The organism is Rhodopseudomonas sp. BR0M22, assembly GCF_010907035.1.
Taxonomy (GTDB): domain Bacteria; phylum Pseudomonadota; class Alphaproteobacteria; order Rhizobiales; family Xanthobacteraceae; genus Rhodopseudomonas.
Genome location: NZ_QUMK01000037.1, coordinates 19,218 through 44,872, shown reverse-complemented (window position 1 = coordinate 44,872; position 25,655 = coordinate 19,218). Strand labels below are relative to the sequence as shown.

Here is a 25,655-nt window from a genome sequence, read left to right as displayed (position 1 = left end):
AAATCTCCGAAGACCAGTTGAAACCGAAGGTGCGAAACCGATCAGCACCATTGCTTCGGAAGATGGGCCCTGCAGCCTTACGGCGCTCTGGCGAGGGAATTAAACTTTTGTAATTTTGGCGGTATTCCGCCCCGGTTTGCCGCGACCGATGGTCGCTTCCGGTCCTGCTCCGCGCCCCGGAATTGTCGCCGTTCGTACATTCGTGTCGGGAATCCGATCCGCCTTTGGTCGGACCCGCTCGCCCCGATCTCCACGCAACTAACTGAATTACTTCATGATCAGTGATGGCCTGGATCTTGCCAAGGCGCTGCCGGAGGGCGCCAGCACGGCGTCGATCAGCAACTTGACGACAGGAGAGTGCAACGTGGCGAATATTACCTTCTCGTCCCCGGTCATGGCCAAGGATGTCACCGTCTATGCGGTGGCGGGCGATCGCGGGACCATTCTGGCGGTTGCAAAATCGCACAACATTCCGATCCCGTTCGATTGTCAGGACGGCGAATGCGGCTCCTGCCTGGTGCAGGTCGAGCATTTCAATCCGAAGGCCAAGTCGGCGGTGGCGCTGACCGAGAAGGAAAAGGAAGTCCTCCGTCAGCTCGGCAAGATCACCAAGGACGAGATCGCCAACGCCGAAGTCAACGATATCCCGCCGCGCTATCGCCTCGCCTGCCAGTGCTTCGTCCGTAACGAAGACATCATGGTCCGCTTCGAGGGCGACAAGACCAAGCCGCAGCGCATGGCGGTGACCCCCGCCGCCGCGCACTACAAGGGCGGGATGGAAATCAACACCCTGCCGGAGTTCTTCAGCTACGCGGCCAAGGTCGAGGAAGACGCAGCATTGCACTACGACAACCTCGCCAAGGCGATGGCCGAGGCCGGCAATGCGCCGGTGGCCAAGCTGTTCGCGCAGCTCGCCGAGTTCTCGCGGCTGCATCTGGCGGAAGTGAAGACGCGCGCCGGTTCGATCGACGTCAGCAAGAACGTGCCGCCGGACTACGCCTGGCCCGATCATGCGACGCCGGAACGCGCCGCGGTGTGGGCGTCGGACGTCGGGCTGACCCGTCTCGGAGCGTTGAAGGCGGCGCTGCAGGGCGAGCGCCGCGGCTACGAATTCTATCGCGCGGTCGAAGCCACCACCAAATCCCGCGACGTCGCCGCGGCGGCCAAGGAGTTCGTCGGCGAAGAGGCCGAACACGTCCGTATTCTCGAGGCCTGGATCACCCAGGAGGAATGGTCGCTCAAGCACGCCGCCAAGGCTGCGGAGAACGCCTGACGACAGCGACGGCCGTCGCCACTCCGGCGACGGCCGAACAAGGAGAGACGACGATGGAAACAGTCGAAGAGTTTCTGGCGCATTCGATCAAGCTGGAGCAGGAAGCCGCGCTGCGGTTCGGCCAGCTCGCCGACGCGATGGATAGTTGCGGCAACAAGGAAGTCTCGAAGCTGTTCCGCCAGCTCGCGGACTACTCGCGGATGCATCAGGCGGACGCGCAGGCACGCGCCGGCTTCCGCGACATCCCGCAGATGGAGCCCGGCGACTTCCAATGGCCGGGTCTCGAAAGCCCGGAAGCGGCGGCGATCTGGGGCACCGACCCGTTCATCGGCCGCGACCTGGCGCTACAGATCGCGCTGGAGGCGGAGACCGGGGCGTTCGACTGGTACAAGAACGTGCTCGACACCACCGACAATCCCGAGATCAAGATGCTGGCGAAAGAGTTCGTCGCCGAGGAAAGCGGCCACGTCGCCGAACTGCACCGCTGGATCGCGCTGCACAAGGCCGGCAAGCCGCTGCCGATGGAAATTACCCCGTTCTGAAGCCCAGCGGCTCCGAGCCCCGCCGACTACCCGCCGACCGAACTGCGCGAGGCCGCCGACGGCCTCGCGCCCAATCTGCTGCGACGTGACCGCAACTTCGTCAGGCGGATCAGCGTAGCATCATCCGCCGCGCGGGGCAGACGGAGCAATACGCTTCGCTATTGCGCCCTACTCGCTCGCTGAAGGCAACTACAAGCTTCCCTGGGACAACAAGATTGAGGTCCGCAACGGCTGGAAGTATTATCCGAACGGAGTCAAGCTCGGTCCGGCGCCGAAGCAGATCGCGGCGGAGTAGCTCCCACCGATGTCGTCATCCCAAGGCAGACCCGGCCGCTCCGGCGGGCCGGGTTCTTTGTTTCGAGCAGCGGCCTTCCGGCCTTAGTTAGCAAATTCACCAAGAATGAAACGGAAGACGAATTGGTAAATTGACACATCCAACGGTTGTGCGACGCTAGATACTTCATCTTATGAGGGGCAAAGCATGGCGGAAGGCGAGGATTCCAACGTGAGTAGGCACAAATTTTCAATCGCCTACACCGGGAAATCTCGTGAAAGCGACCATTCGATTGATGTACAGGTGCTGGCACCAGCACTGTTGGCGTTCGGCAAGCTTTTGCGGGAAGCCAATAGCGAGTTCAACAGCAAGAAATCGACCGCAAAGGTATTAGTTGTCTCCGATTTTGAGCACAAGTGCTTCAACATCAATTTTGAACTTGTCGTTAGCCTATATGAGCAACTGAAAACGCTACTTGGAACAGAAACAGCCTCGAGCGCAAAGAACATCCTAGAGTGGATCGGGATTATTGGAGGGCCCGCCGCAACTGGAACATTCACCTATCTACGATATCTGAAATGGCGGCGCGGTAGAAAAGTTACGTCTGCAACGCCCTTGGTAGATTCTGACAAAACTGGGGTCGTGGAAGTCAAGATTGAGGGCGACGGCAATGCCGTGCACGTCCATAATCACGTATATAAACTATCGGAGAATGCAAAAGCGCTTAGGGCAACAAGAGATGCTTTCTTGCCGCTTGGGCATGATGGATTCGAGGCGGTGCAGATTCGAGAAGACGATCTAGTCGTTGATGAAATAAGCGCAGATGAAGTCGGCGATATCGTCGCATCATGCAATATCGGAATAGAGAAATCTAAAGAGACTGAACCCGAGATTGAGGAAACGCCAGCGTGGCTTAGCGTGTATTCACCAGTATATGATCAAAGCGCTCCCAATTGGAGATTCCGTCTTGGGAAGGAAGTGATCTACGCTGATATCTCCGCGACCTCGATAGCTAGAGATGCCCTTGATCGTGGCGGGGCGTTGGTTGATGACGCCTACCAAGTGAGGCTTCAGATCATTACCGACATCGACGCGCAGGGCAATAAGAAGCAGCCTGAATACAAGGTCTTACAAGTAATTAGGTTTGTTCCTGCCAGCCCTGCGCAGCAGCAAACGACGCTTTTCGATAAGCCCTAGTTGAAGTCAGATATCTTGATCGATGAGCAGCCAACGGATTGCAAACATTGTAGAAAAATCGTCGCAGTGAATCCGCTGCGACTGATCATGTTCACACTCATCCCGACCGCCGACGGCGACGATAGCCCTCATTGGCGCTCCCAAAATCACGTCGACACAAGGCGTACAGGCTGATTGAATTGGAATCGATTCCACAACCAGAGAGTTTCACCATGAAGTCTATTCTGATTGCCTTTGCCGCTGTCGCGCTAATTTCAACGGCTGCGCAGGCTCAATATGGCTACGGTTCGAACACCCGCAGCCACACGGTTTCGCCTTATGTGAACAGCCACGGGACCTACGTCCAAGGCTCGCAAGCGACGAATCCGAACAACACTCAAATGGACAATTACAGCACCCGCGGGAACGTCAATCCGTACACCGGGGCAGTTGGGACGCGGGCTCCTCGGTACTGACCGGGAGCCTCCATAGCGCTGTGGTCCGCCCCTCAAACTTGACCACAGCCCCGCGTCTGCTCGCCAAATATGCCAGCTTCGAGTGCACCCGCTTTGCCAGCCCGTAGGCGGATTAGCACAGCGTAGTCTGCCGCGCGGGGCAGAGACGGCGCAATACGCTTCGCCATTGCGCCCTACACGCTACAGATCGCGCTGGAGGCGGAGACCCGTGGCCTTCGGCTGGTACAAGAACGTGCTCGACACCACCGACAATCCCGAGATCAAGATGCTGGCGAAAGAGTTCGTCGCCGAGGAAAGCGGCCACGTCGGCGAACTGCACCGCTGGATCGCGCTGCACAAGGCCGGCAAGCTTGTGCCGATCGAAATTACCCCGTTCTGACGGTCGAGCGGCGCGCAACGGAGGCGGATCGGATCACGTCCGATCCGCGCCCTCGGCCAGCAGCCGATCGAGCCGCGCCTGTTCGTCGGCGCTGAGCGGCTTCGGGGCGTCCGTCGCGCGGGCGGCGTCGCGGCCGCGGCGGCGGATGTGCAGCCACAGCCCGAGGCCGCCGCCGAACAAGACGAACGGCGGCAGCAGCCATAGCAGCAGCGTGTGCAGTTCGAACCGCGGCTTCAGCAGCACGAACTCGCCGTAGCGCGACACCAGATAATCGATCACCTGCTTGTTGCTGTCGCCGGCCGCGATCCGTTCGCGCACCAAGAGGCGCAGATCCTTGGCCAGCGTCGCGTCGGAATCGTCGATCGACTGGTTCTGGCACACCATGCAGCGCAGCTCGCGCGACAGCTCGCGCGCCCGCGCTTCCTTCGCCGGATCGGCCATCACCTCGTCGGGCTGCACCGCATGCGCCAGCGGGGCGGCAACGACGGTTGCGCAAACGATCAACAGAGCGGCAAGCAGTCTCCGCATCGGTCTCTCCACCCTACTCCGCCGGCTGCAGCACGCGCGGTGCTTTGGCGGGTTTCGGCGCGCCGACGCGCAAGCGGCGATCGGACAGCGACAGCAGGCCGCCGAGCGCCATCATGATCGGGCCGAGCCAGATCAGCAGCACCATCGGCTTGTGATAGATCCGCACCGTCACCGCGCCCTGGTCGTTGAGATCGCCGAGCGAGATGTAGAGCTGGCTGAAGCCGCGGCTCAGCAGCGCCGCCTCGGTGGTCGACGAACCGCGGGTGATGAAGCTGCGCTTGGACGGCGCCATTGCGCCGATCAGCCGGCCGTTCTCGGTGACGGTGAACTGCGTCAGCAGTTCGCGATAGTTCGGCCCCTGGCGCTGCGTGGCGCCTTCGAACTTGAACTCGTAGCCGGCCAGCTTGGTGCTGTCGCCCGGCTTCATCGCGGCGATGTACTCGCTGTTCCAGGTGGTCTCGCAGACGATGCCGATCAGCGTGACGCCGAGCGCCGCATGGGCGAACATCGTGCCCCAGGACGAGCGCGGCAGGCCGGAGGCGCGGCGCAGCGAGATCGACAGCGGGCCGCGGAACAGGGCGATGCGCTCGGCGACGTCGACCAGCGCGCCGACGATCACGAAGATCGCCAGCCCGATCGCCAGCGGCGCCAGCACCGCGCCGCCGCGGGTCCAGGCATACACGAACGCGACCGCCAGCAGCGCCACCACGCCGGCGGCGATCAGCCGCTGCGCGGCCCCGACCAGATCGCCGCGCTTCCAGGCCAACAGCGGGCCGAACGGCACCGCGACCAGCAGCGGCACCATCAGCGGGCCGAAGGTGAGATTGAAGAACGGCGCGCCGACCGAGATCTTGTCGCCGGTCAGCACCTCCAGCGCCAATGGATACAGCGTGCCGACGAACACGGTGGCGCAGGCGGTGGTCAGGAACAGATTGTTCAGCACCAGCGAGCCTTCGCGCGAGATCGGCGCGAACAGGCCGCCCTGCTTCAGCGCCGAGGCGCGCCAGGCGAACAGCGCCAGACTGCCGCCGATGAACACGCACAGGATCATCAGGATGAACACGCCGCGCGACGGATCGGTGGCGAAGGCATGGACCGAGGTGAGCACGCCGGAGCGGACCAGGAAGGTGCCGAGCAGTGACAGCGAGAAGGTCAGGATCGACAGCAGGATGGTCCAGACCTTCAGCGCGTTGCGCTTCTCCATCACCAGCGCCGAGTGCAGCAGCGCGGTGCCGGCGAGCCACGGCATCAGCGAGGCGTTCTCGACCGGGTCCCAGAACCACCAGCCGCCCCAGCCGAGTTCGTAGTAGGCCCAATACGACCCCATCGCTATGCCGAGGGTGAGGAAGATCCAGGCGATCAGCGTCCACGGCCGCACCCAGCGCGCCCAGGCGGCGTCGAGCCGGCCTTCGATCAACGCGGCGGCGGCGAACGAAAATGAAATCGAGAACCCGACATAGCCGAGATACAGCATCGGCGGATGCACCGCGAGGCCGATGTCCTGCAGCACCGGGTTGAGATCGCGGCCTTCGGCGGGCGCATTGGCGAGCCGCGCGAACGGGTTCGAGGTGATCAGGATGAACAGATAGAACGCGGTCGCGATCCAGCCCTGCACCGCCAGCACATGGGCGCGCAAGCTCAGCGGCAGGTTGTTGCCGAACGCCGCGACCAGGCCGCCGAACAGCGCCAGGATCGCCACCCACAGCAGCATCGAGCCTTCGTGGTTCCCCCACACGCCGGTGATCTTGTAGAGCAGCGGCTTCATCGAGTGGGAGTTCTCGAAGACGTTCACCACCGAGAAGTCGGAGGTGACGTGCAGCCACACCAGCGCGGTGAACGACAGGCCGGCGAACAACAGCTGCACCAGCGCGGTCGAGCGCGCCACGTTCATCAGCGCGCCGTCGTTGAGCCGGGCGCCGAGCAGCGGCACCGTGGACTGGATCAGCGCCAGAGCCAGCGCCAGGACGAGTGCGTAGTGCCCGGCCTCGGCGATCATTTGCCGCCCTCCGCCGCGCTCGCCGAGGTCTGGCCGGACGTCGTCGGAGCTGCCGGTTTGTTGCCGTAGTCGTCCTTCCAGTGACCGTCCTTCTTCAGGGCGTCGGCGACTTCCTTCGGCATGTACTTCTCGTCGTGCTTGGCCAGCACGGTATCAGCCTCGAACACCCCGGCCTTGTCGAGCGAGCCTTCGGCGATCACGCCCTGCCCTTCGCGGAACAGGTCGGGCAGAATTCCCTTGTAGGCGACCGGCAGCGTGGCGCTGCCGTCGGTGACCTTGAACGACACCCGGAGCTGCTCGCCGCGCTCCAGCGAGCCGGGCTCGACCACGCCGCCGAGCCGGAACCGTTTGCCGGCGGCGATGGGCTGCTCGGCCACCATCTTCGGCGTCGAGAAGAACACGATCGAGTCGCGCATCGCGTTGAGGACCAATCCCACCGCGACGACGAGCACCACGCCCGCGCCCCCGATCATCGCCAGTCGCCGCTGTTTCCGCGTCATGGTCTGTTCGCCTCGGCGTCCTCTACCGGATCCTTGAAACGACGCGTCGCGGCGTCGCTCGAATTCTGTGGCTGACGAAGATGTCGAAAACCCGCATCGTTCGTGCCGCCATCGTCAGCCGTCGAGCCCGAGGCCCTTGAAGCCGTCGTTGAGTTGCTTCAGCCGGTCGGGCTTGTCGGCCATCGCCTGGCGCGCTTCGGACTGCGCGCTCTTGGCCTTGTCGGTTTCGCCGAGCACCATATAGGCGCGCACCAGCCGCAGCCAGCCGTCGACGTCGTCGCCGTTCTGCTTCAGCTTGGCGGCGAGCTTGGCGACCATGCCCTGGATCATCGCAGCGCGGTCGGCCTCGCTCATGGTCTGCGCGGCAGCGGCGGCGCCGTCCGGCAACGCCGGCTGCTTGGCGGTGCCGTCGAGCCGCGCGAGCTCGGCCTGCAGCATCGGCCGCCAAGGCGCGTCGGCCGGCGCCTTCTCGAGCATCGCGCGCCAGATCGTCGCGGCGTCCTTCGGGCGGCCGTCCTGCTCGGCGGCAAGGCCGAGGTAGTAACGCGCCTTGGGTTCGTCGGGATTGAGCGCGGCGGCGCGCTCGAATTCGGTCTTGGCGTCGGCGGTGACGACGCCGCCGGCCGCGGAGGTCAGCACTTCGCCGAGATCGGCGCGGCGATCGGCGGTTTCGCCGGCGTAAGTGATCGAGTTGCGATAGGCCCGTGCCGCATCGTCGAACCGGCCCGACTTGGCCAGCACCGGCGCCAGCACGGTCCAGCCGCGGCCGTCGGTCGGGTTCTTCTCCAGATGCGCCTCGACCTGCGCCACCAGATTGTCGAGCGGCTGCGAGTTCGCCGGCGCCTTGGCGCGGGCCGCCAGCGGCTCGTCGGGCAGCATCGGCGAGCCGAGCGGCAGATACACCGCCAGTGCGAGCACCGGCAGCCCGAGCAGTGCCAGCAACGCCACCGCGCGGCGCGGCCCGCGCTTGGAGCAGGTCGGCGCGCTGCGTTCGGCCTCGGCGCTGGCGAGCAACCGCCGGCCGATCTCGACCTTGGCGGCGGCGGCTTCGGACGCCCCGATCAGTCCGGTCGCGGCATCGCGGTCGACCTCGGCGAGCTGATCCTTGTAGACCGTGGCTTCGCTGCCCTCGCGCTGCGCCTGGACGTTACGTCCGAGCGGCCACAGCACGGCGAACACCGCCACGGCCGTCATCATCGCGAACACAAACCAAAGCGCCATTCGAGCGAGATTCCGGGTGAGGACTAAAGGGCCGCGGCACCGGCCCGGCGGGTCGAAAACCCGGGCGGGTTACACCATGGTCGGACGATAGCCGCAATTGACATTTGCGGCACCGGATAAGGCGCCGCAGGGGATGAAACTTGATTTGAATCAAAGGGCAGGCTAGCCGGCGCGTGCCGCTGGCTTGCGTTCCACCACCACCATGGCGTTTTCGACCGCCCGCCGCATCAGCGAGGCGTAGTCGTGGCCGAACAGCACCTCGCAGAACCGCACCGCGGCCTCGGCCTGCTGGTGACGGAACGGCTTCACCCGCGGATCGGAACCGCGCAGCGACTGCACCAGCGCTTCGGTGGATTTTTCGACATATTGCTGCAGCTCGGAATAGGTCCGCAGCGTCACTTCGTTGATCGCCAGCTCGCTGGCATAGGTCCGGCACACCGCGACGAAATCGATCAGCGCCGCGGCCTCCTCGACCTCGATCTGGTCGAGCTTGGCGCCGGAGGTGATGTCCTTGTCCGGACGCTGGCGCAGCAGCCGGCGGACTCGGCCCGGAACGCTCTCGATCTCGGACTTCACCGCATTGGAAATCTCGACGCGGATCGTCGCCAGCTGCTTGCCCCAGGTCGAATCGCTGCGGATGTCGAGCTCGGTGCGCAGACCGCGGACACCGTCGTGAATCACTTTGAGGTTCTCGGCGACGTTGCCGTAATGGCCGCGGCGGATGTCCTCGCGCATGTCGACCGTGAGCCGGGCCAGATCCTGGATCGCCATGGTCACGGCGACCGCATAGGGCGTGGCGGCCACCTTGATCTCGTCGTCGGAACCCGCGACCTTGATCGCCAGCCGGACGATCTGCCACGGCTGGTTGAGGTGGCCGAGGATCAGCGTCAAGGCGAACGGCAGCAGAATCGGGGTCTGCAGCGCCGGCACATTCAGCGCCGCGATCATCGAATTGACCTGGCTGTCGCCGAACACCCGCAGATTGCTGGAGAGCTTGCCGTTGAAGGTGTCGATGGCCTCGCGATTCTTCAGCACGGCCCCGATCGGCACCAGATCTTCGACCGCCGACGGCGGTCCGACCCGCGACATCGCGCGCTGGCGATCGACGCCCGGCTCAGGATTGGTCAGCTTCTCGATCGCCACGGCCGCGGACTGCTGCAGCTTGCGGACGTGCTGCTCGATCTGCGAGGCGGGCGCGTTGCGCAGGCTGATCAGCGCAGCCTCGAATTCCCGGATCTGATCGGGCATGCCCTCGCGCTCGAGCCACTGCCACACCGAGGCCAGCGACGAACGCCGGATCTGCCCGGGCCGCGGCGTTTCCTTGGCGTCGATCAGGAACGGTTCCAGCATCCGGAACATCAGCCGGGCCGGATCGTCGGTGCGCGGCTGGGTATCGTCGTCGGAGCCGCGGACGATCTTGCGCAACTCTTCGAGCACGAAGCTGGCCACCGCGACATCGTCGCCGCGTTCGAGCGCGCGCTCGAATTCCCGCATGAGCAGCGCTTGGGACTGCGGCGGGAGCTGGGAGAGATAGTCTCTCAGCCGTTCGGTCGATGTCTGGCTCATGCGCCCAAGGGGTTGCAGGCTGCCGCACCCGTGTCGTCGCGCACCGGAATCGATGCGACGCGCACGCTGCGGCGCTACTCCCAGAGATAGCCACGGCGATCTTAAGAAGGGGTTGAGGAGATCGCCGGCGAAGCCGGATCAGGTTCTGCAACAACTGCCAAGCCGGCCGATAACGCGTTGGAAAACTTCGCTTCCAGCGGGCGGCCGGCGCGGCCTCAGCCCTGCGCCGTCCAGGGCGCGGTCTCATGGGCCCGGCAGGCGGTGCCGCGGGAAATTTCGATCTGCTGGCCGACCGTCACCGCATGGGAGAATCCGCGGCAGGTCGAGCCCTGTTTCAGATAGGCCGGCCCCGGCACGATATTGCCATAGCGCCCGGAGGTGGCGTTCTTCCACGCTACGGGGGCGCCCGATTCGCCGCGATCGAGCGCCTCCAGCTCGGCCGCATAGGCCAGCCGGCGGTCCTCGGCATTGAGCAGCGCGCCGATTTTCGGCCCGATCAGGCCGCCCATCGCGGCGGCATCGACCGCGGCGCTGCCGTCGTTGCGGCCGAAATCAGAGGTCGCGGTGCTGGTGAAGGAATCCACCCGGGCCACCAGCCCGGACGTGCGATCGCACCCGCCCAGCGCCAGCGCGCCGGCGAGCAGCAACAGCGGCTTCACCCCCCAAGACGTCATGGTCATCCCCAACGGCTCCCCGAAGGCCAACAGCCTACATCCATAACCGTTAAGGAAAACAAGATGCAAATCTTGGCAGCGCTGTGGCAGCCGCCGGTTCGTTATGCCGCAGGCAGGGTCAGCTCGGCGCGCAGGCCGCCGATCGGGGCGTTGTCGAGCTTCAGTTCGCCGCCGTAAAGCGCTGCAAGATCAACCACAATGGCGAGGCCAAGGCCGGAGCCGGGCTTGCTCTCGTCGAGCCGCTTGCCGCGCCGGGCGACGATCGCGCGCTGCTCGGCAGACAGCCCGATACCGTCGTCGTCGACCACGATCCGCAGCTTCGGCGGACCGCCGGGCTCGTCGGCCTTCTCGCTGGTGACCGCGATGAACACCCGCCCGGCCGCCCATTTGCAGGCATTGTCTACCAGATTGCCGACCATCTCCTCGAGGTCCTGGCGCTCGCCGCGGAACTTGAGCCCGTGGGCAATCTCGGCGCGGACCTGGATGCCACGGTCGCGGTGGATCTTCTCCATGGTCCGGCGCAGCGCCTCGATCACCGGCTCGACCTCGGTGATGGTGCCGACCACGGTGAGCCGCGCGGCGATCCGGGCGCGCTCCAGATGGTGGGTGACTTGGCTGCGCATCAGCTCGGCCTGCTCCATCACCTTCGCCGCCAAGGGATCGCCCGGCCGGGCGCCGGCCTCGTTGACCAGCACCGACAGCGGCGTCTTGATCGCATGCGCCAGATTGCCGACATGGGTGCGGGCGCGCTCGACGATCTCGCGATTGGCCTCGATCAGCGCGTTGGTCTCGCGCGCCAGTGTGGCGATTTCGACCGGGAACTGGCCTTCCAGCCGCTCGGCGCGGCCGGAGCGGACATCGGCGATCGACTCCGAGATCCGCTTCAGCGGCGCGAGGCCGAACCGGACCTGGAAGATCGTGGTCAGCACCAGGCCGATCGACAGCGCCAGGAAGGTGCCGGCCAGATAGTAGTCGAAGGTGCGGGTCTCTTCGAAGATCTCGGTGGCGTCGCCGGCGACGGTGACGAGGAATTTGCCGTCCACACCGAGATCGACCGGGCGTTCGACCATCCGCAGCGTCTGGCCTTCCGGTCCGGCGACATAGCCGTGCCGGACGCCGGACGGGCCGAGCTCGATGCCCTGATCCTCGAGCTTGGGCAGCTTGCGGTCCCACAGCGACCGCGACGCGCGGGTCTCCGGCTTGTCGCCGTCGGTGCGGACCACCTGCCAGTACCAGCCGGACAGCGGCAGATCGAACAGCGGCTCGCCGATCGACTGGAACGATTCCTGGGTGGCGTCCGGGGTCGCGACCTCGGCGATGATGGTGCGCAGATAGAGATTGAGTCGGCGGTCGAACGCGCGTTCGGAGGCGCCGCGATACACCGACGACAGCACGATGCCGGTGATCGCCAGGATCACCACCACCCAGGCGGTCGCCGACAGGAACAGCCGGGTGGCGAGTGAGCTGCCGCGACGGGAGGGTTTGGCGGTCACCGCGACGCCGGCGCGCTAATGCGCGTCCGCCGCCGGCGGCGACAGCAGATAGCCGAGCCCGCGCACGGTCTGGATGATGTCGACGCCGAGCTTCTTGCGGATGCGGCCGACGAACACTTCGATGGTGTTGCTGTCGCGGTCGAAGTCCTGATCGTACAGATGCTCGACCAGCTCGGTGCGCGACACCACCCGGCCGGAGTGGTGCATCAGATAGGCCAGCAGCCGATATTCGTGGCTGGTCAGCTTCACCGGATTGCCGCTGACGCTGACCCGGCCGGTGCGGGTGTCGAGCACCACCGGGCCGCAGGTCAGTTCGGATTGCGCGTGGCCGGCGCTCCGCCGCAGCAGCGCGCGGATCCGCGCCAGCACCTCCTCGAGGTGGAACGGCTTGGCGACGTAGTCGTCGGCGCCGGCATCGAAGCCCTGCACCTTGTCGCTCCAGCGGTCGCGCGCGGTGAGGATCAGCACCGGCATCGCACGGCTGTTGCGCCGCCACGCCTCCAGCACCGAAATGCCGTCCATCTTCGGCAGGCCGATATCCAGCACCACCGCGTCGTAGGGTTCGGTGTCGCCGAGGAAGTGCCCCTCCTCGCCGTCGAAGGCGCGATCGACGACGTAGCCGGCGTCGGTCAGCGCGGTGGTGAGCTGGCGATTGAGATCGGGGTCATCTTCGACGACGAGCAGACGCACCTTCAACTCCGGTCGTTTGATCCACTGGCAGGCGAACGCTGACAGTGTGACGGCATGAAGGCATGAAGATGAGCGGCGGCGGGGTGAATGCGCCGTGAACGATGGCGCACGCGCCGGATTACTTTTTCTTCACGACCGCTTTGGCCAGCCTGTCGATCACGCTCGGGCTGTCCTGCCCGGTGGCAGCGCAGACCTTTTCACGGGTCCGGCCGCTGACGTAGACGCCTAGCACGCCGAATCGGAAACCCCAATAGGCGACCAGGAGCGCGGTGGCGCCGATCAGCGCGTTGATGGTGGCGACGTCCCCGGTCCAGAATTCGTGCACCAGCACCGCCCACAACGCGGCGCATTCGGCGGTCAGCTCGAACGCGTAGGCCGGCCGCCACCAGCGCTGCACCGGATCGCTCGCGGCCAGCTCGGCGCGGATCGTGGCCTGGGTCTCGGAAATGGCGATCCGCTGGGTCTCCGCCTCGGCACGGATCGCCTCGCACCAGAGTCTCTCGGCCTCGGCGATCTGGTCCGGCACGGCTACCGGCAGCGAAGCCTGCACCGCGTCCGGCGTCGGCGACGGCGCTCCCAGCGCCTCGGACAGGATCTTGCCGGCCGCGCCGCCGAGCGGCCCGCCGAGCGCGCTGCCGAGCACCGGAGCGCCGAGCGCAATCACCTGTTTGGCGAGATCGGCCCAATCCATGATCAGTCCCTCCTGAAGGCCGCAACCAGCGCGGCGATGAGTTGGCTCCACCGAGACGATGAAGGCGGTGTCGGTTGCGGTCGCGGCGGCGCGTCCGCGGGCAGGTCGGACGCGAGCGGCGGCGATGCGATCACCGCTGGCGGTGCGGCCAACTCCGCCCGCCATTTGGTCAGCCACGCCTTGCGCTCGGCGAGCCCGATGGTGCCGCCGTTGAGTCGCCGGGTGACGCCGACCACATCGTCGGCCCGCGCGAACGGCAGACAGCCGCAGGCGACGAAATCGCCGACGCCGCCGAGCAGGAAGTAGCGCGGATCGAGCAGCAGATCGGGATCGTTCACCAGATCGAGACCGGTGATCGCAGCCAGCCGCTGATAGCCCTCACGCCCGGTGGTCTGCGCCGCGCCGCGGCCGCGAAATGTCCAGCCGTCGTCGGAGCCGGCGCGATTGCCCATCCGGCCGTTGTAGACCTTGTTGGCGAGCGCCCGCGGATTGTGCGCATACGGCTCCGCACTCGCCCGCGTCGGAAACCGCGACGGCCACACCTGCATCATCCGCGCCGCGGTGTAGTTCATGTTCTCCACCACCTCCTGCCCTGCCCCGCATTCGTGGCTGAGTTGCGCCATCACATGCGCGGCGAGATTCGGCGTATCGATACCGAACCGCGCGAATACGCTCTCGGAGGCCGCGGCGGTGCCGGCAATCAGTCCCGCCACGCGCCGATCGCCCTGCGGCCACATCCGCCGCAGCAAGGATTCGTCGATTTTCATGGGATTGCCTCTACAAGGAACGTCATTGCGAGGAGCGTAGCGACGAAGCAATCCAGCTTCAGTGCTCGGCACCCTGGATTGCTTCGCTTCGCTCGCAATGACGAGGTCGAGTTACTTGATAATTACCCAATCGCCCCGCGCGAGCCGAGCAGTGCCGCCGGCTCGGCGTACATCTGGAACAGCGCGACGTTGACCGACGCGGCGGTGCTGCCGTTGTTCATCCACAGATGCGGGGTGAGGAATTGCGTCGCGGCCGGCAGGTCGCTGGTGACGACGCCGGTCGCGACGTCGCCCGAATTCAGCCGCTCGACACGGTAGCGGATCTCGCTGCCGTTCGGCTCGGCGGATAATAACAACTCGTACAGATCCTGCCCGCCGGTGGTCGGGAAGCCGGCGCCGAGGCTGGTCTTGGTCGCCACACCGCTGCCGTCGTTGCTAAGCAGCGACAGCGTGGTATCGCCGGACTCGAAGCCGACGCCGATCAGGTTGAGCAGCGTGCTCGGAGCGACGTTGCCGATCGGACTCGCCGAGCCATACAGCCCGGCGAACAGCCGGCAGTTGGTCTGAAACCACTCGATGCCGAACCGCATCAGCAGATAGAAACCGCCGAGGCTCGTGGCATTGCCGCGCCACAGCGTCAGCGCCGATCCGCTCACGCCGGCCGACGCGCCGCTGGTCGCGCTGGAGACGAGATCGAGCCGCGGCGACGACAGGAACAGATTGCCGGCCGACGGACTCACCGCAGTCGCGGTGCCGGTGAGCGTGGCGCCGAGACCGACCATATCGAGCGTGGTACTGCCCGGCCGCGGCGACCATTGCATCGGCTGCCGACGCCGCGCGTCCTTGAAATCGAGCCGGCCGTGCAGCGCCGACCAGGCGCGCAAACCAGCGTAGTAGTTGGCCGCATCCGGCGTCAGCTTGACGACGAAGTCGTCGTTGCCGAACAGCCCGAACAACGCGCGTGTGCCCCAATTGTCCTGCAGCACGACACCTGCGTCTTTCGCGGCGGCGCTCTTGTTGATGGTCACCCGCATATGGCCGGAGCCGGGGGTGACATCGTCGTGGGACAACACCGCGCTGTCGGACTTCACCGCGAGGCGACCTCCGGAATCCGCCGTGGTGTTGACGCCGAGCAGCGGCAGGTTCTGAAACGCCGCCAGCGCGTTGACCCAGGCTGTTCCGCTCCAGGCGAGCAGCGTCTGCATCGACAGATCGTAGGCGAGCCAGCCCGGCTTCGGCGCGAGGAATAACCAGTCGCCATCGTAGTACGCGGCGACCTGCCCGCTTTTGCCGGCCCAGGCGCCGCTGGCGCTGGCCGCCACGATCCAGCGCTGCCCCTCGCTTGGCGACGACGGCGGCACGCTCAGCGCCGAAGACAGCACCGCGAGCTGCACCAGGCCGTCGAGGCTGAACAGCGCCTCGTTGTGGGTGACGTGCTTCTGCGCCTGGCTCGCCTCGATCAGAGGCAAGCCGAGATTGGCCGTGGTCATGATCAAGTCCTCACAACGCGAAAGTGGCGGTGGCGGCGAAGCCCGGTCCGACCGCGGCGGAAAGCTGCGCGACGCGGAGCGTGAGCGAGGCTTGCGACGCGCCGAAATCCGCAAGCTCATCGGCGGCGGCGTACAGCGCTTGCGGTGCGGCGGTTTGGATCGACCGCACCACCGCGCCGCCGCTTCCGAGGATGTCGAGCGTATAGGCTTCGCGCTCCTCGCCGAGCGGCACCTCGACGCCCCAGCCGTCGCCATCGATCCGGGTGCGGCGGATCCAGCCTATGCGAATGCCATCGGCAGTGCGGCGCGCGGTCAGATGCACCGGCGCCAGCGGCCGTAGCGCGGTCAGCCCCGGCGCCACGGTCAGGTCGACCGCGCTGGCATCGTCATGGCTGCGCCCGCTTGCGACGACGCGCAGCCGCAGGCTACGGCCGAGCGCCGACAGCCCGCGCGCGATCGGCACCAGATGGGTATCGAGCAGCACGAACCGCGCCCCGGCCGGCACGAGATCGCGCATGGCGGCGTCGCTGCCGGCCTGCCCGCGCAACAGATGCGACAAGCGATAAATGTTGCCGTCGATCAGTTCGGCATGGACGAATTGCAGGATCTCCCAACAGCCGTCGGACGTCTGCACCGCCGCGGCATTGCCGCCGGCCAGCACCCGCAGTTCCGACAGCGACGCCAGCGCGCCGCCGCCGATCCGCACCCGAAACGTCGTGGCGCGGTCCCACCGCGCCAGCGGCCCGCGCGGCAGCGGATCGAGCGTGGTGCCGATGATGGTCCGCGCCGGCGCGCTCGCCAGCGGTTGATAGCTGGCGCCATCCGCCGAAACGTAGATCGTCTCGGCTACCGGCCACGGATTGGCGAACACCGCGAGCCGCGTTAGCACGTCGGGCGCAGCAGTATCGATCACCGGCAGATCGAGCGCGATCACCTCGGCCGGGCCGAGCGCGGCCGGGATCGCCACCGCGGACGGCCGCGGCATCCGCTGCGGCAGCGCGAACACGTCGGGATCGATGCTGCGCGCCGTGATCTGCCGCGTGCTGGTGTCGACCACCTCGTCGATCTCGAACAACCGCCGCCGGCCAGCGAGCGACAGCGCCACGACATCGCCGGGCGCCAGCCGCAGATGCCGCAGGCCGAGCGCGAAGCTTGCGCGCTCGCGGCCGGCCCACAGATCCTGCAGCACGATCTCGGCGCGCCGGGTCGCCGCGGCGTCGTTGGTGACGACCGCCAGATCGGCCTTCACCATCCGCGCCGCACCGCCGACCAGCCGGCGCGAGGCTGCCGCGGCACGACGATAATCGGCCAGCGCGTCGCTGTAGGCGATCGCGGTTTCGCGCGGCAGCTCGGTCTCCTGCGCCCGCGTCAGCTGCCACGGCGCGCCTTTATCGGGCAGCACCAGATCGTCTTCGTTCAGGTCGATCACCGGCGCGCCGCCGCGCTGCACGAAGCGCAGCACGCCGCCGGCCGCCTCCGCCTCGAAGCTGTAGGCCAGCGCCAACGGCTCGATCATCGCCCGCGGCGCCATCGGCCGGTCGACCACATAGCCGTCGCAGCCTTCGCGTAGGTCGCTGCTGTCGACGCCGCTGACACCGGCGTCAGTGAGCAGCGCGGCAATCAGCGCATCGAGCGGCGCGCCGCCGAGCCGGCCGGTCAGCCAGTGCCCGCAGGTCCAGTTCGGCGCGTCGCTCCACACATCCTCCGCGGCCGGAAACACCGGATAGGGCCGCGCGTCCCAGGTCCACAGATGGATCGCCGACAGATCGATCATCGCACCGCCATACAGCGGCGACACCGGATTGCGGGCCTCGGCGCTGAACGCCGTGATCAGGCATTCGAGATAGCGGCGCTGGATCAGATCGTCGCGCTCGCCGCTGGAGAAATACGGCGCGTAGTTCTCGCTCGATTTCGGATCGGGAAACACGCTCGGCTGATTGGCGCCCTTGTCGACCGCCGGGCAGCCGACCTCGGTCAGCCACACCGGCTTGCTCATCGGCACCCAGCCGGTCGGAGACGCTAACTCAGTGCCGCCGACCCGTTCGACATGCGGCTGCGACCAGAAACTGCGGATGTCCTTGACGCGATACATCCACGGCTTGCCGAGCCCGTCGGTGATCGGCACCCGTGCCTGCGCTGCGCGAGCCGCCGCGTCCGGGTAGTACCAGTCGTAGCCCTCCCCGGCCTCGACATTGCCGGCAAGGTAATCGCGATCGTAAGTGGTGGCGGCGAGCGCCGAGTCGAGATGGCCAGCATCGTCCCGCCAATCGGCCAGCGGTGCGTAGTAATCGATTCCGATCGCGCCGATCACCGGCGAGGCCCACAGCGGGTCGAGCGGAAACCGCACCTCCGACGCGTCCGGCGTCACCACGTCGGCGCCGTATTCGGTCCAGTCGGCTCCATACGTGACCAGCGTGCCGCCGCCGACGATCGCCTTGACGTCGGCGGCGAGCGCGACGAGCTGCTGCACCGCCGGGTACACGCCAGGCGCGGAGCGCACCCGAGTCAGCGAGCGCAGCTCCGAGCCGATCAGGAACGCATCGACGCCGCCGGCACTGGCGCAGAGCCGCGCGTAATGCAGGATCATGCGGCGATAATTCCAGACACCGCCCGAAAAGAACTGCGCCATCTGCGCGGCGGCCGTCGCCGTCCCCTGCGGTGAGCCCGGCACGCCGGGCGCCGGATCGCAAGTGATACGGCCGCGCCAGGGATAAGCCGGCTGCGGCGCCGCGCCGGTCCACGGATTGGGCAGGCCGTTGCCGGCCGGCACGTCCATCACCACGAACGGATAGAACGTGACCTTCAGCCCGCGCGCTTTCAGTTCGCCGATCAGATGCGTCACGGTCTCGTCGGACGGCGTGCCGCCATAGGCCGGCCGCCCGCCAAGCTGCGAGATCAGCCGTGCGCTGGCGCGGGTCGCGCCGGCTACCGACCAGGTGCCATGGTCGAGCTTCTTGTCGCGGCGCTCGACGCCGGGCTCCACCGTGCAGGCCTGCGCCCGCAGATCGGTGCCGAACCACGCCACCACCAGCGCGACGCGCTGCAGCCCCGGACAGACGCCCTGCAGATCGTCGAACGAGGCCAGCACATCGGACGCCGCATAGGCGACATGGCGGTTCTCCGGCGCCGCGCTGCCGGCGCCGAGCACCTGCACCCGCGTCGCCGGCTCGTAGCCGAATTCGGTGGTGCCGGGGATCAGCGTTACTCCGCGGGTGAGCTGTTCGAGCAGGCCGATCGGCCGCACGATCTCGAACGATAATTGCGGAATCCGGTTGCCGAAATCGGCGAGCGGCAGCCGTTCGAACACGACGTAAGCCAGCCCGCGATAGGCCGGCGCATTGCCGGCGCCTTCCTTGGCGACGATCAGCCCGTCGGGCGCCTGATCCTCGGTGCCGCGATGGACGCGAACATTCAGCCCGGTCAGATCGAGCGGCTTGCCGTCGGCCCAGATCCGCGCCACCCGACCGATCGGCCCTTCGCACAGCCCGACCGCAAAATTGGCGAAGTAACTGTAGGTCGTGGTGGTAGCCGTGGTCTGCCCGCCTCCGCCGCCGCCAAAGCCCTTGCCGCCGCCTCCGCCGCCGGTGGTGCTCTGCTCGACGCTGATCACCTCCTCGAGCGCGGTCGCCCAGATCACCTGGCCGGCGAGCCGGGCGCGGCCATAGACCCGCGGGATCGGTGCACCTTCGGTCGAGGCCATCACGTCGAGATCAGCGAGCCGCGGCCCTTCGACCGCGCGCGACGTATCGCTGCTGCCGCCGAACAGCGACTGATCCAGCGCATTGCCGATCAGCGCGCCCGCAATCCGCCCGGCGATCGCGCCGACCGGACCGAACAGCGCACCGGCCGCAGCGCCGGCGACGGAAAGAACGAGAGCTGCCATCGGAGCATGCCTTCGGCGGATGATGAGCGCCACGGCGCCGGCCGGACGCGACGGAAGTTCAATGCCGGCGGCGTTGACGGGGTGCACGACATTTGCATCGTACCCGGCTTGGGCGAGGCGGCCGGCAGGATCAGGCGATGGAATTTCTAGCGAGCGTAGTCGTGGCGATCGTCGCCTATGGCGCGGTGTATTTCATCGGCAAGCCGGTGGTGGCGCTGCAGGCCAAGCGGATCGACGTGCTCGACGTCGCCGAGCGCTACTCCGCGGTCGATGCCGGCGCCCCCGAGGACACCCGCGACGCCGCCGTTAAGGCGCTGTTCGAAGCCGGCACCTCGCTGCGTGCCTATGAACGCGGATGGTCGACCGCGGTGCGGCTGTGGTGCTGGGTGTGGGGCTACGATCTCGATCTCGCCGCGCAGGCGCTGTACGGCCTCGCCGAAGGCCCGCGCGCCAAGATGGTGATCCCGCCCGAGGCCCGCCGCAACACGCTGAATGCGCTGTACGTCGCGCTCGGCGCCGCCAAGCACCTGCCGCCCGAAACCGTCGATGCCATCAAGCGGATGATCGCCGAGACCAAGGCGGCCAACGCCAGGGCGTCGGCCTGAGCGTGGTCGTCCAGGCGATTAGTTCGCTTGGTCGATTGATCGAAGCGGCATTGCCCCTCGTCGAGGGCACTGAGTCCTCATCCTGAGGAGCCCGGCAAAGCCGGGCGTCTCGAAGGATGAGGCCGCGCGTGACTCGCGGCGCATGGTTCGAGACGGCGCTTCGCGCCTCCTCACCATGAGGCTTTGCCTGTTGCGAGCACAAGCGAAGTGCGGTCACAGGCCAACTAAGGATAGACGCAGCCCCCTTTCAAAGCGCTCGCCGTCACTCCGACGCGATGAAGCGCAGCGTGCCGGCCCGGCGGGTCGGCTGGCCGGTGTCGTTGGTGTGGTTGACGCCGTCCATCACCGGCACTTCGGTGAAGTCGAACGGGCTGACGCCATCGAGGCAGGCGACATTGACGGCGTAGAGGTTCGTATTGGATCGCCGCTGATGATGGGTGTAGATGCCGCAGCGTGAGCAGAAGAAGTGCTGCGCCGTGCCGGTGTGGAAGCGATAGGTCGTCAGCACGTCCTCGCCCTGCAGGATCTTGATCCCGCCCATCTCGGCCATCGCCACCACCGCGCCGCGCATCCGGCAATACGAACAGGTGCAGCGCCGGATCGAGTCGAAGCCGTCGCTCAGCGTCACTTCGAAGCGCACCGCCCCGCAATGGCATCCACCGGTCCGCACGTTGCTGTCGTGATCCATCCCGCAGACCTCCAGTTCGAAACTACACCGGACCTGACCAGACCACTTCGCCAACGTCAACGCAGCGGATCTGCAACGCCGGGAAACGTGAACGCATAGGCGAGCCGGCGCCGCCACCACGGCGTGATCGCGACCTCGCACACCGCCGCGCCGTCGTGCGCGTGGATCATCATCGTGGCCGAACAGGCGATCGCGGCGTGCTTGGCGACACACCCATCGCGCCAGCGGAACAGCAGCACGTCGCCGCGATCGAACGCATCGCACGGCACCGGCACCAGATGGCGCAGCGCCGCCGCCGCCAGCGTCTCGTCGCCGCCGGCTTCGGCCCAATCCGGCGCGTAAGGCGGCGGCGCTTCCGGCTCGTCGCCGAGACAGGCGCGCCACACCCCGCGCACCAGGCCGAGGCAATCGCAGCCGACGCCCTTCACCGAGGCCTGATGCCGATAGCGCGTGCCGATCCAGCTCCGCGCTTCGGCGACAATCGCGTCGCGCCCCAATGGCTGATCCATCGTGCCCTCGCTCCATTGCGTGATGAGATCGTGACGCGGTCACAGATCGCTGCGCAGCACCGGACCGATCGGCTCGCCGGTGTTGCCGGGCGCGCCGGGCACCGGATAGCTGACGACGAAATCGTTGCCGGGAATCTGCGGGAAGCCGCGGAAATTGTCGCTGTTAGCAAAGCGGTCGCGGCAGGTCGCGAACAGCTTGTCGCAGCCGGCGGTGACGACGAAGCCGTCGCCGGGCGCGATCGGTTCGGCCATCGCCTGCCACAGCGACAACCGCACCTCGCCGCCGACGATGCGATGCTGCTTGATCTCGACCGCCGCGCCTTGGTTGGCGCCGCTGCGCCAGCTCAGCCGGCCGGCGGTGAACAGGCCGGGTGTGAAGCCGTCCAGCCCGGAGACCGTGATAGTGGAGGTCCCTGGCGCCGCGACGACTGTCCCCTCGCCGCGCCGCGCCGGACTGCCGAGATCGACGCGGCAGCGCGCGTCGCCGAGATCGGCGCTACACGCCGCGGCGTAAAGCCGGCCACTCTCCTGCGACAGCAGATCGGCGAGCCCGCGCAGCTCCGCGGTGAACGCAGCGCCCTCGCGCCGCACCTCGCCGAGCGTGCCGCGCGCGGTCAGCACCCGCAGCTCGGGTGCGCTCCAATCCACCAGCCAGCTCTCGATCGCCGCCGCATCGTAGCGCCCGGCGGCGAGATCCGCCTCGCGCAGCAGATCGTCATCGAGCGCGCCGGAAATCTCCGCACCATCGACCGACAGATCGAACCGCTGCGACGCCTCCGACGCCGAGAACCCGGTGCCGGCGCGACAACTCACGCCCTCGATGACGAGATCGCGGTCGTGGTCGGTGAAGCCGAGCACGACACCGTCCCGCCGCCGCACGATCCAACACTGCGCCAGCGTGGTGACGCCGCCGTCGAGTCTGGCCTGCAACGCATCCGGAATGCTGCGCATGACAAGCTCCTCGATGGCGCGCGACGGCGCATCCGCCGGGGCGACGCGATGCCCCGCGGACGATGTCGCATCGACGGCCCGGCGGCGGCGAGCGCCCCGCCGGGACCGGGGATGTGGTTCAGATCAGAGGTTGCGCGCGATCACGATGCGCTGGACGTCGCTGGTGCCTTCGTAGATCTGGCAGACGCGGACGTCGCGATAGATCCGCTCGACCGGGAAGTCCTTCAAGTAACCGTAGCCGCCGAGCGTCTGGATCGCCGAGGAGCACACCGCCTCGGCGGTCTCGGAGGCCAGCAGCTTGGCCATCGAGGCTTCGGTCAGGCACGGCAGCCCGGCTTCGCGCAGGCTGGCGGCATGCAGCACCATCTGTCGCGCCGCGGCGATGCGGGTCGCCATGTCGGCGAGCCGGAACGCCACCGCCTGATGCTCGATGATCGGCTTGCCGAAGGTGACGCGGTCGCGCGCGTAGTCGCGGGCCGCCTCGAACGCGGCGCGCGCCATGCCCACCGCCTGCGAGGCGATGCCGATCCGGCCGCCTTCGAGATTCGACAGCGCGATCTTGAGCCCCTCGCCTTCGGCACCGAGCCGCAGATCAGCGGGAATCCGCATGTCGTTGAAGGCGAGCTGGCAGGTGTCGGACGAATGCTGGCCGAGCTTGTCCTCGACCCGCACCACCTCGTAGCCGGGCGTATCGGTCGGCACGATGAAGGCGGTGATACCCTTCTTGCCGGCCGACGGATCGGTGACGGCGAACAGGATGATCAGCTGGCCGTTCTGCCCCGAGGTGATGAACTGCTTGGCGCCGTTGATCACATAGGCATCGCCGTCGCGGCGCGCGGTGGTGCGCAGGTTCGAAGCGTCGGAGCCGGCCTGCGGTTCGGTCAGCGCGAAGCCGCCGATCCACTCGCCGTTGGCGAGCTTGGGCAGGAAGCGTTGCTTCTGCTCGTCGGTTCCGAATTTCAGGATCGGCATGCAGCCAACGGAGGAGTGCACGCTGACGATGGTCGAGCACGCGCCGTCGCCGGCGGCGATCTCTTCCAGCGCCAGCGTATAGGCCACCATGCCGGTGTCGGAGCCGCCATAGGCTTCCGGCACCAGCATGCCGAGAAAGCCGAGCTGGCCCATCTCGGTCAGTTCGGCGCGCGGAAACGCATGCGCGACGTCACGCGCCGCCGCGGTCGGGGCGAGCCGCTCGCGCGCGAAGTCGCGGGCGGTGTCGCGGATCTGGATCTGTAGTTCGTTGAGAATCATGATGCGCTCACGACAGCCGTTCGACCGCGACGGCGGTGGCTTCGCCGCCGCCGATGCACAGCGAGGCGATGCCGCGCTTGAGGTCGTACTTCTCCAGCGCCGCCAGCAGCGTCACCAGCACGCGCGCACCCGAGGCGCCGATCGGATGGCCGAGCGCGCAGGCGCCGCCATGGACGTTGACCTTGTCGTGCGGCAGGCCGAGATCGTGCATCGCCGCCAGCGCCACCACCGCGAACGCCTCATTGACTTCGAACAGATCGACGTCGGCGAGATTCCAGCCGGTGCGTTCGCTGAGCTTGCGGATCGCACCGATCGGCGCGGTGGCGAACAGCGCCGGCTCGTGCGCGTGGGTGGAATGGCCGACGATCGCCGCGAGCGGCTTCAAGCCGCGCTTGTCGGCTTCGGAACGGCGCATCAGCACCAGCGCCGCAGCGCCGTCGGAAATCGACGACGAGTTCGCCGCCGTCACGGTGCCGCCCTCGCGGAACGCCGGCTTCAGCGTCGGGATCTTGTCGAGCTTGGCCTTCAGCGGCTGCTCGTCGGTGGTGACAGTGATGTCCGACTTGCCGGACTTCAGCGTCACCGGCGTGATCTCGCGCGCGAACGAGCCGTCCTTGATCGCGGCCTGGGCGCGGGTCAGCGAGGTGATGGCGAAGTTGTCCTGGGTCTCGCGAGTGAACTGATAGCTTTGCGCACAGTCCTCGGCGAAGGTTCCCATCAGCCGGCCTTTGTCGTAGGCGTCTTCCAGGCCGTCGAGGAACATGTGGTCGAGCACCCGGCCGTGGCCCATGCGATAGCCGCCGCGGGCGCGGTCGAGCAGATACGGCGCGTTGGTCATGCTCTCCATGCCGCCCGCCACCGCGACGGTGGCACTGCCGGCGATCAACAGATCATGCGCGAGCATCGCCGCCTTCATCCCGGAGCCGCACATCTTGTTGACGGTGGTGCAGCCCGCCGACAGCGGCAGGCCGGCGCCGAGCGAGGCCTGGCGCGCCGGTGCCTGGCCCTGGCCGGCCGGCAGCACGCAGCCGAACACCACTTCGTCGATCGCATCCGGCTTCAGGCCGGCGCGCTCGACCGCGGCCGAGATCGCGGCCGAGCCGAGCTGGGATGCGGTGGCGTCCTTCAGTTCGCCCTGAAAGCCGCCCATCGGGGTGCGGGCGGAGCCGACGATAACGATAGGATCGTGGGTCATGGGAATTCTCCCTGGATTTTGGTTGTTTGATCGAATGAGTAGTAACCGCCGCGCCTCAGCGCGGCGCCATCCGCAGTGCACCGTCGAGGCGGATCACCTCGCCGTTCAGCATCGTATTCTCGCAGATCGCCTTCACCAGCGCGGCGTATTCGGCCGGCCGACCGAGCCGCGGCGGGAACGGCACGCTCTTGCCGAGCGCATCCTGCACCGGCTGCGGCATCCCGGCCATCATCGGGGTCTCGAAGATGCCGGGCGCGATCGTCACGACGCGAATGCCGTGCTGCGCAAGTTCACGCGCAATCGGCAGCGTCATCGCGGCGACGCCGCCCTTGGAGGCCGAGTACGCCGCCTGCCCGATCTGGCCGTCGAACGCCGCGACCGAGGCGGTGTTGATGATCACCCCGCGCTCGCCTTCGGCGTCCGGCTGTTCCTTGCTCATCGCCTCGGCAGCGAGCCGGATCATGTTGAAGCTGCCGATCAGGTTGATGGTGATCGCCCGGGCGAAGCTGTCGAGCTTGTGCGGGCCGTTGCGGCCGAGCACCTTTTCGCCCGGCGCCACGCCGGCGCAGTTCACCAGTCCGTTGACGTGACCGAACACATCCTGGGCGAGCTTCACCGCCGCCTCGGCATCCTCGGCCTTGGTCACGTCGGTGGCGAGAAAGCGGAAGCTCGCACCGAGTTCCTGCTCGAGCTTGGCGCCGGCTTCGGCGTTGAGGTCGAGACCGACCACCTTGGCGCCGCCCGCGACCAGCGTGCGGGCGGTGGCGGCGCCGAGACCGGAGGCGGCGCCGGTGACCAGGAAAACGCGATCAGTAATGTTCATGTCGATTTGATCCG

23 protein-coding genes and 1 pseudogene are annotated in these 25,655 nt (G+C 67.0%); 6 read left to right on the top strand and 18 right to left on the bottom strand.

The annotated features are described in order from the left end of the window. Nucleotides 1-364 precede the first annotated feature (364 nt). From DY468_RS13760 to DY468_RS13735, 5 genes and pseudogenes are all read left to right on the top strand, one after another. The gene (locus tag DY468_RS13760; RefSeq protein WP_164605379.1) at nucleotides 365-1,273 is read left to right on the top strand and encodes a 2Fe-2S iron-sulfur cluster-binding protein; all 909 of its coding nucleotides are present in this window, start codon (nucleotides 365-367) and stop codon (nucleotides 1,271-1,273) included. Nucleotides 1,274-1,326: 53 nt separating this feature from the next. Continuing rightward, nucleotides 1,327-1,815: a ferritin-like domain-containing protein gene (locus DY468_RS13755; RefSeq protein WP_107355121.1), complete on the top strand. Its 489-nt coding sequence runs from the start codon at nucleotides 1,327-1,329 to the stop codon at nucleotides 1,813-1,815. A 481-nt stretch (nucleotides 1,816-2,296) separates the two neighbouring features. Continuing rightward, nucleotides 2,297-3,286, top strand: coding sequence for an LAPAL motif-containing putative phage structural protein (locus DY468_RS13745; RefSeq protein WP_164605364.1), 990 nt, complete (start codon nucleotides 2,297-2,299; stop codon nucleotides 3,284-3,286). 212 nt (nucleotides 3,287-3,498) lie between these two features. Next, nucleotides 3,499-3,741, top strand: coding sequence for a hypothetical protein (locus tag DY468_RS13740; RefSeq protein WP_164605362.1), 243 nt, complete (start codon nucleotides 3,499-3,501; stop codon nucleotides 3,739-3,741). Nucleotides 3,742-3,921: 180 nt separating this feature from the next. Further along, nucleotides 3,922-4,120, top strand: a pseudogene (locus DY468_RS13735) (rubrerythrin); the annotation flags it as partial. Nucleotides 4,121-4,153: 33 nt separating this feature from the next. On the opposite strand, the gene DY468_RS13730 reads toward DY468_RS13735, so the two are convergent. From DY468_RS13730 to DY468_RS13675, 12 genes are all read right to left on the bottom strand, one after another. Beyond that, nucleotides 4,154-4,648, bottom strand: a complete 495-nt coding sequence (locus DY468_RS13730) for a cytochrome c-type biogenesis protein (RefSeq protein WP_164605361.1) — start codon at nucleotides 4,646-4,648, stop codon at nucleotides 4,154-4,156. A gap of 13 nt (nucleotides 4,649-4,661) precedes the next feature. Continuing rightward, nucleotides 4,662-6,644, bottom strand: a complete 1,983-nt coding sequence (locus DY468_RS13725; RefSeq protein ID WP_164605359.1) for a heme lyase CcmF/NrfE family subunit — start codon at nucleotides 6,642-6,644, stop codon at nucleotides 4,662-4,664. Further along, the gene (gene ccmE, locus DY468_RS13720) at nucleotides 6,641-7,144 is read right to left on the bottom strand and encodes a cytochrome c maturation protein CcmE (RefSeq protein WP_164605358.1); all 504 of its coding nucleotides are present in this window, start codon (nucleotides 7,142-7,144) and stop codon (nucleotides 6,641-6,643) included. Before ccmE ends, DY468_RS13725 begins: the two co-directional genes overlap by 4 nt. Before the next feature lie 114 nt (nucleotides 7,145-7,258). Then, a complete protein-coding gene (gene ccmI / locus DY468_RS13715; RefSeq protein ID WP_164605357.1) occupies nucleotides 7,259-8,365 on the bottom strand; it encodes a c-type cytochrome biogenesis protein CcmI in 1,107 nt (368 codons plus the stop codon). A gap of 162 nt (nucleotides 8,366-8,527) precedes the next feature. Next, nucleotides 8,528-9,931 (bottom strand): hypothetical protein, encoded by a 1,404-nt coding sequence (locus DY468_RS13710; RefSeq protein WP_164605356.1) that lies wholly within the window; start codon nucleotides 9,929-9,931, stop codon nucleotides 8,528-8,530. A gap of 215 nt (nucleotides 9,932-10,146) precedes the next feature. Continuing rightward, entirely contained in the window at nucleotides 10,147-10,611 is a 465-nt protein-coding gene (locus DY468_RS13705; protein ID WP_164605355.1) for an RT0821/Lpp0805 family surface protein, read from the bottom strand. A 95-nt stretch (nucleotides 10,612-10,706) separates the two neighbouring features. Next, on the bottom strand, nucleotides 10,707-12,098 hold the full coding sequence (locus tag DY468_RS13700) for a sensor histidine kinase (RefSeq protein WP_164605353.1): 1,392 nt from the start codon (nucleotides 12,096-12,098) through the stop codon (nucleotides 10,707-10,709). Nucleotides 12,099-12,113: 15 nt separating this feature from the next. Further along, the gene (locus DY468_RS13695) at nucleotides 12,114-12,788 is read right to left on the bottom strand and encodes a response regulator transcription factor (protein WP_011157420.1); all 675 of its coding nucleotides are present in this window, start codon (nucleotides 12,786-12,788) and stop codon (nucleotides 12,114-12,116) included. 118 nt (nucleotides 12,789-12,906) lie between these two features. Further along, nucleotides 12,907-13,479, bottom strand: coding sequence for a 3TM-type holin (locus DY468_RS13690; RefSeq protein WP_164605351.1), 573 nt, complete (start codon nucleotides 13,477-13,479; stop codon nucleotides 12,907-12,909). Nucleotides 13,480-13,481: 2 nt separating this feature from the next. Continuing rightward, nucleotides 13,482-14,246 (bottom strand): glycoside hydrolase family 19 protein, encoded by a 765-nt coding sequence (locus DY468_RS13685; protein WP_164605350.1) that lies wholly within the window; start codon nucleotides 14,244-14,246, stop codon nucleotides 13,482-13,484. 122 nt (nucleotides 14,247-14,368) lie between these two features. Further along, nucleotides 14,369-15,736: a DUF2793 domain-containing protein gene (locus DY468_RS13680; RefSeq protein WP_164605349.1), complete on the bottom strand. Its 1,368-nt coding sequence runs from the start codon at nucleotides 15,734-15,736 to the stop codon at nucleotides 14,369-14,371. Nucleotides 15,737-15,746: 10 nt separating this feature from the next. Further along, complete coding sequence (locus DY468_RS13675; protein ID WP_164605348.1) at nucleotides 15,747-19,619, bottom strand: baseplate multidomain protein megatron; 3,873 nt, start codon at nucleotides 19,617-19,619, stop codon at nucleotides 15,747-15,749. A 137-nt stretch (nucleotides 19,620-19,756) separates the two neighbouring features. Here DY468_RS13675 and DY468_RS13670 point away from each other — a divergent pair, with 137 nt between their 5' ends. Beyond that, nucleotides 19,757-20,224, top strand: a complete 468-nt coding sequence (locus DY468_RS13670) for a hypothetical protein (RefSeq protein ID WP_164605347.1) — start codon at nucleotides 19,757-19,759, stop codon at nucleotides 20,222-20,224. 262 nt (nucleotides 20,225-20,486) lie between these two features. Here DY468_RS13670 and DY468_RS13665 read toward each other — a convergent pair whose 3' ends face one another. From DY468_RS13665 to DY468_RS13640, 6 genes are all read right to left on the bottom strand, one after another. Next, entirely contained in the window at nucleotides 20,487-20,912 is a 426-nt protein-coding gene (locus DY468_RS13665) for a GFA family protein (RefSeq protein WP_107357462.1), read from the bottom strand. Nucleotides 20,913-20,968: 56 nt separating this feature from the next. Continuing rightward, nucleotides 20,969-21,421, bottom strand: coding sequence for an NlpC/P60 family protein (locus DY468_RS13660; RefSeq protein ID WP_164605346.1), 453 nt, complete (start codon nucleotides 21,419-21,421; stop codon nucleotides 20,969-20,971). A 39-nt stretch (nucleotides 21,422-21,460) separates the two neighbouring features. Further along, complete coding sequence (locus DY468_RS13655; RefSeq protein ID WP_164605345.1) at nucleotides 21,461-22,372, bottom strand: phage/gene transfer agent baseplate hub protein; 912 nt, start codon at nucleotides 22,370-22,372, stop codon at nucleotides 21,461-21,463. A 123-nt stretch (nucleotides 22,373-22,495) separates the two neighbouring features. After that, nucleotides 22,496-23,623, bottom strand: a complete 1,128-nt coding sequence (locus tag DY468_RS13650) for an acyl-CoA dehydrogenase family protein (RefSeq protein WP_164605344.1) — start codon at nucleotides 23,621-23,623, stop codon at nucleotides 22,496-22,498. A 7-nt stretch (nucleotides 23,624-23,630) separates the two neighbouring features. After that, entirely contained in the window at nucleotides 23,631-24,818 is a 1,188-nt protein-coding gene (locus DY468_RS13645) for an acetyl-CoA C-acetyltransferase (protein WP_164605343.1), read from the bottom strand. A gap of 55 nt (nucleotides 24,819-24,873) precedes the next feature. Then, nucleotides 24,874-25,641: a 3-hydroxyacyl-CoA dehydrogenase gene (locus DY468_RS13640; RefSeq protein ID WP_011157856.1), complete on the bottom strand. Its 768-nt coding sequence runs from the start codon at nucleotides 25,639-25,641 to the stop codon at nucleotides 24,874-24,876. Nucleotides 25,642-25,655 lie beyond the last annotated feature (14 nt).

Excerpts from the sequence above, each read along its gene's own strand:
- DY468_RS13745 (WP_164605364.1), top strand. The coding sequence starts at position 2,297 with ATGGCGGAAGGCGAGGATTCCAACGTGAGTAGGCACAAATTTTCAATC.
- ccmE (WP_164605358.1), bottom strand. The coding sequence starts at position 7,144 with ATGACGCGGAAACAGCGGCGACTGGCGATGATCGGGGGCGCGGGCGTG.
- DY468_RS13640 (WP_011157856.1), bottom strand. The coding sequence starts at position 25,641 with ATGAACATTACTGATCGCGTTTTCCTGGTCACCGGCGCCGCCTCCGGT.
- DY468_RS13655 (WP_164605345.1), bottom strand. The coding sequence starts at position 22,372 with ATGCGCAGCATTCCGGATGCGTTGCAGGCCAGACTCGACGGCGGCGTC.
- DY468_RS13660 (WP_164605346.1), bottom strand. The coding sequence starts at position 21,421 with ATGGATCAGCCATTGGGGCGCGACGCGATTGTCGCCGAAGCGCGGAGC.
- DY468_RS13710 (WP_164605356.1), bottom strand. The coding sequence starts at position 9,931 with ATGAGCCAGACATCGACCGAACGGCTGAGAGACTATCTCTCCCAGCTC.
- DY468_RS13665 (WP_107357462.1), bottom strand. The coding sequence starts at position 20,912 with ATGGATCACGACAGCAACGTGCGGACCGGTGGATGCCATTGCGGGGCG.
- DY468_RS13645 (WP_164605343.1), bottom strand. The coding sequence starts at position 24,818 with ATGACCCACGATCCTATCGTTATCGTCGGCTCCGCCCGCACCCCGATG.
- DY468_RS13725 (WP_164605359.1), bottom strand. The coding sequence starts at position 6,644 with ATGATCGCCGAGGCCGGGCACTACGCACTCGTCCTGGCGCTGGCTCTG.
- DY468_RS13680 (WP_164605349.1), bottom strand. The coding sequence starts at position 15,736 with ATGACCACGGCCAATCTCGGCTTGCCTCTGATCGAGGCGAGCCAGGCG.
- DY468_RS13730 (WP_164605361.1), bottom strand. The coding sequence starts at position 4,648 with ATGCGGAGACTGCTTGCCGCTCTGTTGATCGTTTGCGCAACCGTCGTT.
- DY468_RS13650 (WP_164605344.1), bottom strand. The coding sequence starts at position 23,623 with ATGATTCTCAACGAACTACAGATCCAGATCCGCGACACCGCCCGCGAC.
- DY468_RS13740 (WP_164605362.1), top strand. The coding sequence starts at position 3,499 with ATGAAGTCTATTCTGATTGCCTTTGCCGCTGTCGCGCTAATTTCAACG.
- DY468_RS13685 (WP_164605350.1), bottom strand. The coding sequence starts at position 14,246 with ATGAAAATCGACGAATCCTTGCTGCGGCGGATGTGGCCGCAGGGCGAT.
- DY468_RS13690 (WP_164605351.1), bottom strand. The coding sequence starts at position 13,479 with ATGGATTGGGCCGATCTCGCCAAACAGGTGATTGCGCTCGGCGCTCCG.
- ccmI (WP_164605357.1), bottom strand. The coding sequence starts at position 8,365 with ATGGCGCTTTGGTTTGTGTTCGCGATGATGACGGCCGTGGCGGTGTTC.
- DY468_RS13705 (WP_164605355.1), bottom strand. The coding sequence starts at position 10,611 with ATGACCATGACGTCTTGGGGGGTGAAGCCGCTGTTGCTGCTCGCCGGC.
- DY468_RS13675 (WP_164605348.1), bottom strand. The coding sequence starts at position 19,619 with ATGGCAGCTCTCGTTCTTTCCGTCGCCGGCGCTGCGGCCGGTGCGCTG.
- DY468_RS13670 (WP_164605347.1), top strand. The coding sequence starts at position 19,757 with ATGGAATTTCTAGCGAGCGTAGTCGTGGCGATCGTCGCCTATGGCGCG.
- DY468_RS13755 (WP_107355121.1), top strand. The coding sequence starts at position 1,327 with ATGGAAACAGTCGAAGAGTTTCTGGCGCATTCGATCAAGCTGGAGCAG.